Origin of the sequence: Morganella sp. HSTU-ASny43 (genome assembly GCF_022819185.1) — a bacterium.
Classification (GTDB): domain Bacteria; phylum Pseudomonadota; class Gammaproteobacteria; order Enterobacterales; family Enterobacteriaceae; genus Morganella; species Morganella morganii.
In genome coordinates this window covers 69,683-84,007 of sequence record NZ_WSPG01000011.1, presented here as the reverse complement: position 1 = coordinate 84,007, position 14,325 = coordinate 69,683, and the positions used below count along the sequence as shown (strand labels likewise).

13 protein-coding genes are annotated in these 14,325 nt (G+C 52.1%); 9 read left to right on the top strand and 4 right to left on the bottom strand.

Features of this window, described 5'->3' with window-relative positions; genetic code table 11:
- Window positions 1–181 precede the first annotated feature (181 nt).
- Entirely contained in the window at window positions 182–838 is a 657-nt protein-coding gene (gene fabR, locus GN208_RS08095; protein WP_004240776.1) for an HTH-type transcriptional repressor FabR, read from the top strand.
- Between the two features lie 23 nt (window positions 839–861).
- Window positions 862–1,236, top strand: a complete 375-nt coding sequence (locus tag GN208_RS08090; protein WP_004236587.1) for a YijD family membrane protein — start codon at window positions 862–864, stop codon at window positions 1,234–1,236.
- 64 nt (window positions 1,237–1,300) lie between these two features.
- Here the strand turns inward: GN208_RS08090 and GN208_RS08085 are convergent, their stop codons facing one another.
- Window positions 1,301–2,773, bottom strand: a complete 1,473-nt coding sequence (locus GN208_RS08085; RefSeq protein WP_004236586.1) for a glycosyltransferase family 39 protein — start codon at window positions 2,771–2,773, stop codon at window positions 1,301–1,303.
- A 215-nt stretch (window positions 2,774–2,988) separates the two neighbouring features.
- Here GN208_RS08085 and yihI point away from each other — a divergent pair, with 215 nt between their 5' ends.
- The 3 genes from yihI to hemN all read left to right on the top strand — a co-directional run bounded on the left by yihI (window position 2,989) and on the right by hemN (window position 5,515).
- Window positions 2,989–3,492 carry a Der GTPase-activating protein YihI gene (gene yihI / locus GN208_RS08080; RefSeq protein WP_004236585.1) on the top strand — a complete coding sequence of 168 codons (504 nt, stop codon included), beginning with the start codon at window positions 2,989–2,991 and terminating at the stop codon, window positions 3,490–3,492.
- Window positions 3,493–3,733: 241 nt separating this feature from the next.
- On the top strand, window positions 3,734–4,012 hold the full coding sequence (locus tag GN208_RS08075; protein WP_004236584.1) for a SemiSWEET family transporter: 279 nt from the start codon (window positions 3,734–3,736) through the stop codon (window positions 4,010–4,012).
- 132 nt (window positions 4,013–4,144) lie between these two features.
- The gene (gene hemN, locus GN208_RS08070; protein WP_004236583.1) at window positions 4,145–5,515 is read left to right on the top strand and encodes an oxygen-independent coproporphyrinogen III oxidase; all 1,371 of its coding nucleotides are present in this window, start codon (window positions 4,145–4,147) and stop codon (window positions 5,513–5,515) included.
- Here the strand turns inward: hemN and glnG are convergent.
- From glnG to glnA, 3 genes are all read right to left on the bottom strand, one after another.
- Entirely contained in the window at window positions 5,512–6,966 is a 1,455-nt protein-coding gene (gene glnG, locus GN208_RS08065; protein WP_004236582.1) for a nitrogen regulation protein NR(I), read from the bottom strand. The genes hemN and glnG overlap by 4 nt on opposite strands.
- 18 nt (window positions 6,967–6,984) lie before the next feature.
- Entirely contained in the window at window positions 6,985–8,034 is a 1,050-nt protein-coding gene (glnL, locus tag GN208_RS08060) for a nitrogen regulation protein NR(II) (RefSeq protein ID WP_004236581.1), read from the bottom strand.
- A 153-nt stretch (window positions 8,035–8,187) separates the two neighbouring features.
- The gene (gene glnA, locus GN208_RS08055) at window positions 8,188–9,597 is read right to left on the bottom strand and encodes a glutamate--ammonia ligase (RefSeq protein WP_004236580.1); all 1,410 of its coding nucleotides are present in this window, start codon (window positions 9,595–9,597) and stop codon (window positions 8,188–8,190) included.
- A 561-nt stretch (window positions 9,598–10,158) separates the two neighbouring features.
- Here glnA and typA point away from each other — a divergent pair.
- From typA to fabY, 4 genes are all read left to right on the top strand, one after another.
- Complete coding sequence (gene typA, locus GN208_RS08050) at window positions 10,159–11,979, top strand: ribosome-dependent GTPase TypA (protein WP_004236578.1); 1,821 nt, start codon at window positions 10,159–10,161, stop codon at window positions 11,977–11,979.
- A 221-nt stretch (window positions 11,980–12,200) separates the two neighbouring features.
- Window positions 12,201–12,818, top strand: coding sequence for a glucose-1-phosphatase (yihX, locus tag GN208_RS08045; RefSeq protein ID WP_004236577.1), 618 nt, complete (start codon window positions 12,201–12,203; stop codon window positions 12,816–12,818).
- Window positions 12,819–12,851: 33 nt separating this feature from the next.
- Complete coding sequence (dtd, locus tag GN208_RS08040) at window positions 12,852–13,289, top strand: D-aminoacyl-tRNA deacylase (RefSeq protein WP_004236576.1); 438 nt, start codon at window positions 12,852–12,854, stop codon at window positions 13,287–13,289.
- Window positions 13,290–13,339: 50 nt separating this feature from the next.
- Complete coding sequence (fabY, locus tag GN208_RS08035) at window positions 13,340–14,257, top strand: fatty acid biosynthesis protein FabY (protein ID WP_015422399.1); 918 nt, start codon at window positions 13,340–13,342, stop codon at window positions 14,255–14,257.
- Window positions 14,258–14,325 lie beyond the last annotated feature (68 nt).

Sequence of the window (14,325 nt, the reverse complement as noted above, 5' to 3'; positions counted from 1 at the left end):
TAAGTTAACAACATCATCTTAACATCAGATGGAAAATCAACCTATGATTAGTAAGGTTTACAGGTCACACTTCAGGAAATCTTTTTTTCAGGAATTTCACCGGCCATAAGCTAATCATCACTGAAAAAAGTATTAAGTTTGTTATATTGATCCGTCTGAATAAATTGAGAGTCTGAATTCCGTGAGTAACGTGATTGGTGTAAGAGCAAAACAGAAAGAAAAAACCCGCCGGGCCCTGATTGAAGCTGCCTTCAGTCAGCTCAGCGCTGAGCGCAGCTTCACCAGTCTGAGCCTGCGCGAGGTTGCCCGTGAAGCCGGGATCGCCCCGACCTCTTTTTATCGCCATTTCAAAGATGTGGATGAACTGGGGCTGACGATGGTGGATGAGAGCGGGCTGATGCTGCGCCAGCTGATGCGTCAGGCGCGTCAGCGTATCGCCAAAGGCGGGAGTGTGATCCGGACATCAGTTGCGACATTTATGGAGTTTATCGGTAATAACCCCAACGCTTTCAGGTTATTATTGCGTGAGCGCTCCGGCACATCCGCGGAATTCCGTGCAGCGGTCGCACGGGAAATCCAGCATTTTATTGCAGAACTGGCAGACTATCTGGAACTGGAAAGTAAAATGCCGCGTCAGTTTACTGAATTGCAGGCAGAATCGATGGTGACCATCGTTTTCAGCGCCGGTGCGGAAGCACTGGATATTGATTTGGAAAAGCGGGCGCACCTGGAAGAGCGGCTGGTATTACAGCTGCGGATGATCGCCAGAGGCGCGTATTACTGGTACCGCCGCGAACAAGAGAAAATGCATGACTCCGATTACACCCCATTAATCTGACACTTATCACCAAGGAGAACGTTATGACGGAACAACATCGCCGTGACAAAGGAACCTTACTGCTCGCTTTTATTGTCGGGCTTTCAGTACACGGTACTTTTTCAGCACTTTTTAATTCCGCAGTCCATTTTTCGGTTTTTCCGGTTCTGGCATTGTGCCTTGCGGTCTATTGTTTCCATCAGCGTTACCTCAACCAGATGCTGCCGGAAGGCATGCCGAAACTGGTAACCGGTACGTTCTTCCTGGGTCTGTTCTCCTATAACGCCCTGATGCGCGCAGAATATCCGGAAGCCGGATCAAACTACTTTTCTGCCGTCTTTATTGTGATTATCGCGTTGTGGCTCTACCGGGCGATGAAACAGCGCCGTGCCACCGGGCAGGATGAAGTGACAGAGTAATCGCGGCAATTTACTGAACATACCCCCGGTGGCAACCCGCTGCCGGGGGTTTTTTGTGTCTGCTTTATTGTTCCGGCCGGACAATCCCCAGGCAGACCGCCTCTTCTTTTGCGCCCGGCTGTGACTGATAGACCACCTGTTTACGCTTCACGATAACCAGATCCGGCCAGTCTTCCAGGGCACCGGTAAACGGCTCATCGGCACAGGTCCGGTTTATTTTGCCGATCAGCAGCGCACCGTGACGGCGGATATCATCCCGGGTGACATGCAGATTATAAATATTGGTTGCCCGGTAATCATGGCCGAACTCATTGATCCACGGCTGAAGTGTTTCCGGCTGATGTTTACCGTAAAACGTTACCCATTCATGCAGATATTCCCCGCCGGTGTATTTCAGCGGTTTTCCGGTTTCCTGTTCCCACCAGCTTTCTGCCTCCGCCGTAAAGGTTTTCATCCCGATATTTTTTTGTCCGGCGTCACGGATGTTGAATCCCATCACTGCGGCATAGCCCGTAATCACAATGACGGCAAAGACTATCAGCCCGTTCATCACGTTTTTCAGCGGTTTTACCGGCGGTGTGACCACAGAGCAGATCAGTGCCGGAATACACAGCAGAACAAAAGGCTGCAGCCACTCGGTAATACGTCCGCCCTGATGGAAGGTGAACCAGACATAAATCACCGCGAGTGGTGCCAGAATCATAATATTGATAAGCCGTTTTGCCTGCTCTTCCGGCCAGCCGAAACGGCCGCCTTTCAGGCGGATAATGACGGCAATAATGATCAGCGGATAGAACACCGTAAACAGTGAACCGGTGGTTTTCAGGGTCAGGCCGGTTTTAATCTGTGAATCGACCCATTTAAAGGCGGCAAAATCATTATTCATCAGCCAGATAACATTCGGAATGACCAGTGCAAACCAGATGGCTATCGCAGCATAAAACCAGGGGGAACGGTAACTTTCCCGCGCTTTCGGCACAAACAGGGTGAAGATAAAGACCATCCCGGTGAGTGCGAGCGTGGAATATTTCCCCATGGTCGCCAGCCCGGATGTCAGTGCAAAACCAATCCACCAGGCCGGGTTGTCATAAACGGCGCGGACAAAAAAGTACAGCATCCACGGCCAGAAGGTGACCAGGATATAGTTATCATTATAAGGGATTAAATCGAAATTAATGATCCCCGACAGATTCAGTGACAACAGTGCCAGCCAGGCGTAATCAGAACGCTGTGTGAGGCGGTGTGTCAGATACCACACCCCGCACATACCAATACCGATGCCGGTAAAATGAATGAAGTACCAGTAAAAATCGGCAGCAATCAGGTCAGGGAAGGCGATGACCGGGTACATCAGCATACCGACCAGCCACGGATTTTTCGGTGCACCCCATTCACCGGTTTTGCCCCAGTTCAGGGCTTCCACGGCATCGTAGGGCACCGTCGGATCCAATCCGTAGCTGACAATAATCCAGAGCGTGACATAAGCAGCGACCCAAAACCAGACAGGGCGGTGCGACGTTTGTTGTGAAAAGTGCATAATTCTATATCTTGGTTAAAATAATGGCTGTGTTCATTATTCACCCGGAGGCGAAATGATAGATCGTTTTGACGGAAATCAGGGTAAACTAGCCGCCAGCGAATCATTGTCATGGCTGCGGGCAGCCCGGAAGCCATGAATATAGTTTTGTACTGTTCATTTACGTGGTAAATGTTAACACAAATTAATCAGTTATTTTTAAGCGAGTAAGGTATATGGCCGCTATTTCAAAAAAACCAGCCCGGTCACGGACACCAAAGAAAAGCCGTGAGGAGCTCAACGCGGAAGGCCGTGAACGCAAACGGCAGAAAAAACACCGCGGTAATCCGTCCGGTGCCCGTCAGCAGGATGATGCCCGCAAGACCGGCCGTGGTGCGGAGAATGCGGTTGCTGATCCGCGTATCGGCAGTAAAAAACCGGTTCCGCTGTTTGCGGAAGGTAAAACCTCCGTCAAACCGGCGGTAAAAAAACCGGCTGAGCCGGTCAAAGCCAGACTGTCTCCTGAAGAGGAACTGGCAAAACTCGAGAATGACGAGCGTCTCGATGCACTGTTGCTGCGCCTGGAGAACAACGAAACCCTGACCGCAGAAGAAAACACCTACGTTGATACCATGCTGGAACGTATCGACGCGCTGATGGAAAAACTCGGTATTTCTCTTGATGAAGATGATGATGAAGAGAAAACCGACGACATCATGCAACTGCTGAAAGGGCGCTGATCCTCAGTTATTTTACTGAAACCGGCGGTACTGCATCAAAACCGGCGTAACGGGCGACTGTTATGCCGGTTTTCTTATTTTAAGCCTACGTGTTTGCCGTGTTATCTGCCTTAACAGAGGATTAAACAGCGCCGTGCGGCGGTTTTTCTGTGACAGTTATGGCAGATATCTTACTGAGAATAATAAATAATTCTGAAGAGTAATACGGGATTATGCTGATGCTGTTCACCGGGAGAAACCAATGAGTGATACAAAACGTCCGCCGCACGATCACAGCCGCTTTATCCGCTGCCTCGGCTGGGTGGCAACCTTTACGGCATTTTGTATGTATGTCTCCTATATTCCACAGATTATGGATAATCTGGCGGGACATAAAACGTCACCGCTGCAGCCGCTGGCTGCCGCATTTAACTGTACACTTTGGGTGATTTACGGCCTTAAAGTGAAAGATCTGCCGGTTGCGGTCGCCAATGCCCCCGGTGTCCTGTTCGGGCTGGCGGCGATGCTGACTGCATTATAGTGATCCGTCTGATTATCCGTCTGTGGCACGATCATATTAATCGGGCGGCAGATCCGATAAACTGTGCGGCACACAAAACCGTCAGAGAACGGAAATACATTAATTCTGCAATGGTGAGGCAAAGGGGAGAGCATGTCTGACGCGATCATCTGGGATCTGGCATTGATCCGGAAATATAACTATTCCGGTCCGCGATACACTTCGTATCCGACCGCACTGGAATTTAATCAGCAGTACAGTGACAGTGATTTTATCGCCTCAGCAAACCGTTATCCGGAGCGCCCGCTGTCGTTATATGTGCATATCCCGTTCTGCCATAAATTATGTTACTTCTGCGGCTGTAATAAATTAGTCACCCGTCAGAAGCATAAGGCGGATGAATACCTGGCCGTGCTGGAGAAAGAAATCGCCGCCCGTGCCCCGTTGTTTGCCGGACGCGAAGTGCATCAGATGCACTGGGGCGGCGGTACGCCGACCTATCTCGATAAAGCACAGATCAGCCGTCTGACCGGTATGCTGCGTCAGCATTTCCGCTTTGCGCCGGATGCCGAGCTTTCCATTGAAATCGACCCGCGTGAAATAGAATTGGACGTTATCGACCATCTGCGGGCGGAAGGATTTAACCGCCTGAGCATGGGGGTGCAGGATTTCAACAAAGAAGTGCAGCGCCTGGTCAACCGCGAGCAGGATGAAGCGACGATTTTTGCGCTGGTGGAGCGTGCCCGTGCAACCGGGTTTGAATCCGTCAGTATCGACCTGATATACGGGCTGCCGAAACAGACGCCGGAAAGTTTTGCTTTTACCCTGAAACGGGTGGCGGAACTGTCACCGGATCGCCTGAGTGTCTTTAACTATGCCCATCTGCCGGACCTGTTTGCCGCCCAGCGGAAAATCAAAGATGAAGACCTGCCTTCCGCAGAGCAGAAACTGACAATTTTACAGCAGACGATTGAAAACCTGACCGGCAGCGGTTATCAGTTTATCGGGATGGATCACTTCGCCAAACCGGATGATGAGCTGGCGGTCGCACAGAATAACGGCATCCTGCACCGTAATTTCCAGGGGTACACCACTCATGAGGAGTGCGATTTGCTGGGCTTTGGTGTCTCTGCGATCAGCATGCTGGGTGATCACTATGCCCAGAACCAGAAAGACCTGAAAACCTGGTATGCACAGGTGGAAGAGCGCGGCAACGGGTTGTGCCGCGGTCTGGTGCTGACTGAGGAAGATTGCCTGCGCCGCGATGTGATTAAGGCGCTGATCTGCAACTTCCGGCTGGATTATCCGCAGATTGAAAAGCAGTATAACCTGGATTTTAAAACCCATTTCGCCGAAGATTTGCAATTATTGCAGCCGATGGCGGATGACGGGCTGGTTGAGATCCGCGACGATGCTCTGGTGGTTACACCGCGCGGACGGCTGCTTATCCGTAATATCTGTATGTGTTTCGATACTTATCTGCGCAACCAGATGCGTCAGCGTCAGTTCTCCCGCGTGATTTAATCTGTTTCCGGGGTTGATGCAGTGTCATCAATCCCGGCTTCTTTCAGTTTCCGCGTCAGCGTATTGCGCCCCCAGCCCAGCAGGCGGGCCGCGTCCTGCTTGTGTCCGTTGCTGTAATTCAGTGCGCACTGTAACAGGGTGCGTTCAAACAGCGGCAGAGCATCCGCCAGCAGATCGGTTTTCCCGGCCCGTAACTGTGCATCCGCCCACTGCGCCAGCTGCTGATCCCAGTTTCCGGCTGCCGGATTATGGCTGTGCTCACTGCGGATATGTTCTCCGGCGGCGGTCATGGTCAGGTCGGCAGGCAGATCCTGCGGCAGCACTTCCTGGGTGGCGGACATCACGGTCAGCCAGCGGCAGACGTTTTCCAGCTGGCGGACGTTGCCGGACCACGGCAACTGCATCAGCAGTGCTTCGGTATCCGGATGCAGGCTTTTCGCTTCTGTTCCCAGCTCTTTTGCGGTTTTCTGCAGAAAATGGCGTGTCAGACGCGGAATGTCCCCCGGCCGTTCCCGCAGCGGCGGCAGCTGCATGCGGATCACATTCAGGCGGTGGAACAGGTCTTCACGGAATTTACCTTCCGCCACCAGCCGCTCCAGATCCTGATGGGTGGCGGCAATAATCCTCACATCCACTTTCACCGGTGCGTAACCGCCGACGCGGTAAAACTGGCCTTCCGCCAGCACACGCAGCAGCCGTGTCTGAATATCGAGCGGCATATCGCCGATTTCATCAAGAAACAGCGAGCCGCCGTCCGCCTGCTCAAAACGCCCCCGGCGCACCTGTGATGCCCCGGTAAATGCCCCTTTTTCATGGCCGAAGAGTTCCGATTCAATCAAATCTTTCGGGATCGCCGCCATATTGAGAGCAATAAACGGTGCATCCGCCCGCGGGCTGTGATGGTGCAGGGCGTGAGCCACCAGCTCCTTCCCGGTCCCGGATTCGCCGTTAATCAGCACACTGATGGAGGAACGGGATAACCGGCCTATCACCCGGTATACCTCCTGCATGGCAGCGGATTCACCGATAATGCCGGACACCGGATCGGCGGCCGCTTCCTGCCGTACCGGCAGATGCTGCTCGCGGTAATGTTCCAGGGCGCGGGCCACCAGTGTGACCGCATCATCTATATCAAACGGTTTCGGCAGATAATCAAACGCGCCCTGCTGGTAAGCATTCACTGCGGCATCCAGGTCGGAATGGGCGGTCATAATAATCACCGGCAGTAACGGGTTATGCTGTTTGACCGCCGCCAGCAGAGACAGGCCGTCCATGCCCGGCATCCGGATATCGGAGATCAGCACGTCCGGCTGTCCGCTGTTCAGGGCCGCAAGGGCATTTTCAGCACTGTCAAAACAGACACAGGCATAACCGGCGCTGCTCAGTGCGCGCTCAAGCACCCAGCGGATCGCGCTGTCATCATCAACGACCCAGATTTTTCCCGGCTGCATATGACCTCCTCAACAGGCTTACTGACGGATTGGCAGATAAAGTGAAAATAAGGTGTGACCCGGCCAGCTGCTGAACTCAATTTTGCCGTTATGCTGATCGATAAGATTGCGGGCAATGGATAAACCCAGCCCGGAGCCGCCTTCGCGGCCGCTGACCATCGGGTAGAACAGGGTATCCAGGATATGCGGCGGAATACCCGGGCCGTTGTCCTCAATATCAATCCTGGCGGCCAGCCGGTAGCGTTCACCGTGCAGCATTACCTGGAATGCGGTGCGGGTGCGCAGAATAATGGTGCCGCCTGCGGAATGCAGGGCTTCCAGGGCATTGCGCATAATATTGAGGATAACCTGCTCGATCTGGTCGGGATAATGCGACAACTCCGGCAAACTGGGATCGTAGTCTTTAACCAGCGTGATATTGTCCGGTTTTTCCAGATTGATGAGCTGAAAAACGCGCTCCGCCACATGGTGAATGCTCTGCATACTTTTCTGCCCCGGATGCTGAGGGCCGAGAAGGCGATCAACCAGCGCCCGCAGGCGATCGGCCTGTTCGATAATCACCTGTGTGTATTCCTGCAGTGCCGGGTCCGGCAGCGCGCGGGATAACAGCTGTGCGGCACCGCGTAACCCGCCGAGCGGATTTTTGATTTCGTGCGCCAGTCCGCGCACCAGATCACGGGCGGCGGCCTGCTGCGCCTGCTGTAATTGTTCCTGAGTAATGCGCCGGTGACTGTCCAGCGGTGTCAGTTCCAGCAGAATAAAATCGCCGGATACCGGCTGGGCACTCAGCGAAAGAGCGTGCATTTGGTTATTTACCACCAGGGTCACATCGTTGTCAGTAAAGCTGTGGCCTTCTGCCAGTGTGGCCTGCAATGTGGCGGTATCGAGGGAAAGGTAGCTGTATAAAATAGGGAGCGGTGTGCCGGTGAGTTTACGGGCACTCTGGGCGAATAACTGCATGGCCGACTGATTGGCGTAACGGATAATCAAATCATTATCCAGCAGCAGGACACAGTTGATCAGTGAATCAAGGAGCTGCTCTGCCTGCGGTTTGTTATCCGGGTTCATATTATCCACCTCTTTGCACCAATTTGGTGCATTGTAGCGTATTTACCCCGCAGGAGAAAAGGACCCGCCCAACGGCGGGTCAAGTGCTTCACGGCAACAAAATAAACCGGAACCTGTCACTCTGAGTGCCGCCAAACGGCGGCACTATCAGAATCACACGCTGTAATACATATCAAACTCAACCGGATGCGGCGTCATATTCAGGCGCTGAACATCAGCACGCAGCAGGTCGATATAGGTGTTAATCGCATCTTCGGTAAACACACCGCCGCGTACCAGGAACTCATGATCCGCTGCCAGCGCATCCAGTGCATCGCCCAGAGACGGTGCAACTGTCGGGATTTCTTTCGCTTCTTCCGGCGGCAGGTCATACAGGTTTTTATCCATGGCATCGCCCGGATGAATTTTATTGATGATGCCGTCCAGACCGGCCATCAGCTGTGCGGCAAAGGCCAGATACGGGTTAGCAGCCGGGTCCGGGAAGCGGACTTCAATACGGCGGGCTTTCGCGCTGGACACAATCGGAATACGGATTGAGGCCGAACGGTTACGTGCAGAGTAAGCCAGCATGACCGGTGCTTCGTAGCCCGGCACCAGACGTTTGTAAGAGTTGGTGGTCGGGTTGGTAAAGGCGTTCAGGGCACGGGCGTGTTTGATGATCCCGCCGATGTAATAGAGCGCCATTTCTGACAGACCGGCATATTTATCCCCGGAGAACAGGTTAACGCCGTCTTTTGACAGAGACATATGGCAGTGCATACCGGAACCGTTATCGCCGACCAGCGGTTTTGGCATAAAGGTCGCGGTTTTGCCGTAGCGGTGCGCCACATTCTGCACCACATATTTGTACATCTGGGTTTCGTCCGCTTTCAGCGTCATGGTATTGAAACGGGTAGCGATTTCGTTCTGGCCGGCAGTACCGACTTCGTGGTGATGTGCTTCCACGACCAGACCCATCTCTTCCATGACCAGACACATTTCAGAACGCAGATCCTGTGAGGAATCGACCGGCGGCAGCGGGAAGTAGCCGCCTTTCACGCGCGGACGGTGGCCTTTGTTACCTTCCGGATAGACAGTACCGGTGTTCCAGGCAGCTTCAATATCATTGATATGATAGTAAGCACCGGAGATATCGGCACCGAAACGGATGTCATCAAACAGGAAAAACTCAGGTTCAGGCCCGAACAGGACGGTATCCGCAATACCGCTGGTGCGCAGGAAATCTTCAGCACGTTTTGCGATAGAGCGCGGGTCGCGGTCATAACCCTGCATGGTGTTCGGCTCTAACACATCACAGCGCAGAACCAGTGTCGGGACTTCAAAGAACGGGTCGATCAGGGCGGATTCCGCAATCGGCATCAGTACCATGTCAGATTCGTTGATGCCTTTCCAGCCGGCCATTGAGGAACCGTCAAACATTTTTCCGTCTTCGAAGAAATCTTCATCTACCTGATGAGCAGGGATCGACACATGCTGTTCCTTGCCTTTGGTATCGGTAAAGCGTAAGTCCACGAATTTAACGTTGTACTCTTCCATCATGGTCAATACATGTTCAACAGACATATTCAGATCTCCTGGTTTGGGATGTTCCGTCAATCCTCTGGTGGTCACCCGGAGGGACACTGATTGCGGTTCTCACATTGCTTGATAAACATAAAGCGAAAAGCGTGCCAACTTTTTTAAAAGGGGGTAAGCCGCGTTACTGCTGCGGGTTACTCAGATAAGGATAGCGGAAACAGGGTGAATTGCACCATATTGGTGCATTTTTGATTCAGCTTGCAGATCCGCGATGCACTGTTATGGTGCAATGAAATCAGTGCACCGTTTCCCGGCCACAAACGCAAAAAAAGTATCTCTTTTATCCTGAATAGGTTTATGATATGCCCCTCTGAATTCGTCGCTGAGCGTGGTATGCGCCGCTGATTTTGTAAAAAAATGGCAGGATGAATTTTATCTCCATGTTTTATAATCATTTATTTTTTAAGTGAGATGTATCACACTTCTTTCACTTGCCTCAGAGAACGTGTAAAATACCACCAAACATCTACACCATAGATGGGCGTTGTTGAAAAGAATGCTATCTGTGACGTAATTCCCATCCATTAACGAAAACGGTACAAGTCTTTGTCTATCGAGAAATTAAGAAATATTGCCATCATCGCTCACGTTGACCATGGCAAGACCACGCTGGTCGATAAATTATTACAGCAGTCCGGTACGTTTGATGAGCGTTCAAAACCGGAAGAGCGTGTAATGGACTCCGGCGATCTGGAAAGAGAGCGCGGCATTACTATTCTTGCAAAAAATACCGCGATTACGTGGAACGACTATCACATCAACATCGTTGACACCCCGGGGCACGCCGATTTCGGTGGTGAAGTAGAACGTGTGATGTCCATGGTTGACAGCGTACTGCTGCTGGTAGATGCGATGGACGGTCCTATGCCGCAGACCCGCTTTGTAACGCAGAAAGCGTTTGCAAACGGTCTGAAACCAATCGTCGTTATCAACAAAATTGACCGTCCGGGCGCACGTCCTGACTGGGTTATCGACCAGGTGTTTGACCTGTTTGACAACCTCGGCGCAACTGACGAGCAGCTCGACTTCCCTATCATTTATGCATCTGCGCTGAATGGTATTGCGGGCACCGATTATAACGATATGGCGGATGATATGACTCCGCTGTACGAAGCTATTGTTAAGTATGTTGAGCCGCCTCAGGTTGACCTCGACGGCCCGTTCCAGATGCAGATCTCCCAGCTCGATTACAACAACTATTTAGGTGTTATCGGGATTGGCCGCATCAAGCGCGGTAAAGTCAAACCAAACCAGCAGGTTACTGTTATCGATGCGGAAGGTAAAACCCGTAACGGTAAAATCGGTAAGGTTCTCGGACATTTAGGTCTGGACCGTATCGAAACGGAAGTTGCTGAAGCCGGTGATATCATCGCGCTGACCGGTCTGGGTGAACTGAATATCTCAGATACTATCTGTGACACCAACTGTGTTGAAGCATTAAAACCACTGGCCGTTGATGAACCGACCGTCAGCATGTATTTCTGCGTTAACACCTCACCATTCTGCGGTAAAGAAGGGAAATATGTGACTTCCCGTCAGATCCTTGACCGTCTGAAGAAAGAGCTGGTTCACAACGTGGCACTGCGCGTTGAAGAAACTGAAGACCCGGATGCATTCCGTGTATCAGGCCGTGGTGAGCTGCACTTATCTGTTCTGATCGAAAACATGCGCCGTGAAGGTTTTGAGCTGGCGGTATCCCGTCCGCGCGTTATCTTCCGCGATATCGACGGCCGTAAACAGGAGCCGTTCGAGCAGGTGACTCTGGATATTGAAGAACAGCACCAGGGTGACGTGATGATGGCACTGGGTGAGCGTAAAGGCGAACTGCGTGACATGATGCCGGATGGCAAAGGCCGCGTACGTCTGGATTACAGCATCCCGAGCCGTGGTCTGATTGGTTTCCGTACTGAATTCATGACCATGACTTCCGGTACCGGTTTACTGTATGCCACATTCAGTCACTATGATGATGTTAAACAGGGTGAAATCGGCCGCCGTCAGAACGGTGTGATGATTTCCAACGGTCAGGGTAAAGCAGTTGCATACGCACTGTACAGCCTGCAGGATCGCGGTAAGCTGTTTGTCGGTCACGGTACTGAAGTGTATGAAGGCCAGCTGATCGGTATTCACTCACGTTCAAACGACCTGACAGTTAACTGCCTGACCGGTAAGAAACTGACCAACATGCGTGCATCCGGTACTGATGAAGCGACCACACTGACTCCGTTTATCGAGAAAACCCTGGAACAGGCGTTAGAATTTATCGATGACGACGAATTAGTGGAAGTAACGCCGAAGTCTATCCGTCTGCGTAAACGCCACCTGACTGAAAACGACCGCAAACGCGCACACCGCAGCAAAGATTAATCTCTGCCGGTTGTTTTGATTCATGCCACTCAGGGCGCCTCCGGGCGCCCTGAGCTTTTTCTGCGTGCTGATTACATACCGGTCACAGGCTGATAACCGCACTGAAATACGGGCGGGATCGCACTCCCGGATATTTTTTCTCACCGAAAATGGTTTTCACTCTGTTCAGGAAGGGACTCTGCGGGTAGAGTAAAAATAATTCATCAACCCGGAGGGATGGTATGCTTTATATTTTTGACATGGGTAATGTCATTATTGATATTGATTTTAAACGTGTTTTATCAGTCTGGAGTAATCTGAGCGGCAAGCCGCTGTCCGAACTGAGTAGTGATTTTATTCACGGTGAAACCTTTAAACAGCATGAATGCGGCAAAATTTCCGATGTTGAATTTGCTGAAGCTATTAATGACCAGCTGGATATGTCGCTGAGTTTTGATGAGTTTGCCGAAGGCTGGCAGGCTATCTTTATCTCTGTCCGCCCTGATGTGATTGATATCATGAACAGGCTGCGTGAGCAGGGACACCGCGTGGTGGTGCTCTCTAACACTAACCGTCTGCATCAGGATTACTGGCCGCAGCACTATCCGGAAATCGCCGCTTCTGCGGATTTCCTGTATCTCTCCCAGGATCTGGGACTGCGCAAGCCGGACCCGGATATCTATCAGTATGTGCTTGAAACCGAAGAGTTTGAGCCGCAGGATGCCGTGTTCTTTGATGATGTCCGCGAAAACGTGGATACGGCAGTGGCACTCGGTATCAAAGGCGTGTTGGTCACCGATCGTGACACAGTCTCCCGTTATTTTGCAGAGTATGATTTTTCAGCAGAAGTGACTGAGTAATTCAGGTGTGATTGTTTTTTAAACGGATATGACATGATTGCATTAATACAGCGTGTGACCCGCGCGGATGTCCGGATCGCCGGGGAAATTGCCGGTGAAATCGGTCCCGGATTGCTGGTTCTTCTGGGTGTTGAGCGGGATGACGACGAACAAAAATCAAAACGCCTGAGTGAGAAAGTGATGGGTTACCGCATTTTCAGTGATGCGGACGGAAAAATGAACCTGAATGTGGCGCAGTCCGGCGGTCAGCTGCTGGTGGTGTCACAGTTCACCTTAGCAGCGGAAACACAAAAAGGAATGCGCCCGGGATTTTCAAACGGCGCGGCACCGGAAAAAGCCAATGCCTTATATGAGCACTTTGTAGCGCAGTGCCGTGCAGCCGGAATGGTGACGGAAACAGGCCGGTTTGCGGCTGATATGCAGGTCAGTCTGACAAACGATGGTCCGGTCACTTTCTGGCTGCAGGTATGATACAACAGTCTCAGGCCGGTCACCGGTTACCACTGACAGGAGAAAGTGCGATGTATCATTTACGTGTACCAAAAACCGATCAGGAGCTGGAAAGCTATTTTCATTTCCGCTGGGCGATGCTGCGCAAGCCGCTGAATCAGCCGCAGGGATCGGAAAAGGACGGTTATGATACCTATGCACATCATCAGATGGTGGTGGACGAAACCGGGCAGCCTGTGGCTGTCGGCCGTTTGTATATCAATGCAGAAAATGAAGGCGCGATCCGCTTTCTGGCAGTTGATCCGCAGATGCAGGGACGCGGGCTGGGCACACTGATTGCACGCGCACTGGAGTCCGTGGCGCGTCAGGAAGGTGTTAAGCGGATTGTCTGCAGTGCCCGTGAGGAAGCGGTCGCATTTTTTGAAAAATCAGGTTTTGAAAACAGAGGACCGATTACAGGCCCGCAAACGACGCCTGTTCGTCATTTTTTTATGATTAAATCCGTTGAAACCCTCGATGCGATCCTGCATCGTCCTGACTGGTGTGCTGAATTACAGAAAGCATGGTATGAAACCATTCCCCTGAGCGAAAAAATGGGGATCCGCATTACGCAGTACACCGGTCAGGAATTTATGACCACCATGCCGGAAGGCCCGAACCAGAACCTGCATCAGACCATTTTTGCCGGCAGCCAGTTCTCGATGGCGACACTGACCGGCTGGGGACTTATCTGGCTGCTGTTACAGGAAAACTCCCTGGACGGCGATATTGTGCTGGTGGATGCCAATATCCGTTACCGCAAGGCCGTGGCAGGCAGACCAGAAGCCATTGCTTCCCGCGATAAACTCAGCGGCGACCTGGATCGTCTGGCACGCGGCAGTAAAGCGCGGATTAAGCTGGAAGTGACTGTCGGGCAGGGGGATGAAGTCGGCGCGGTCTTTACCGGTACCTATATGGTGCTGCCCGGCCAGAAACACAGCGCGGAGTGAGAGGTAAAACACATTTCTTTCGCTGTGGCTGACAGAGAGGACAATTGGTCAGATACGGCGGTGATAAC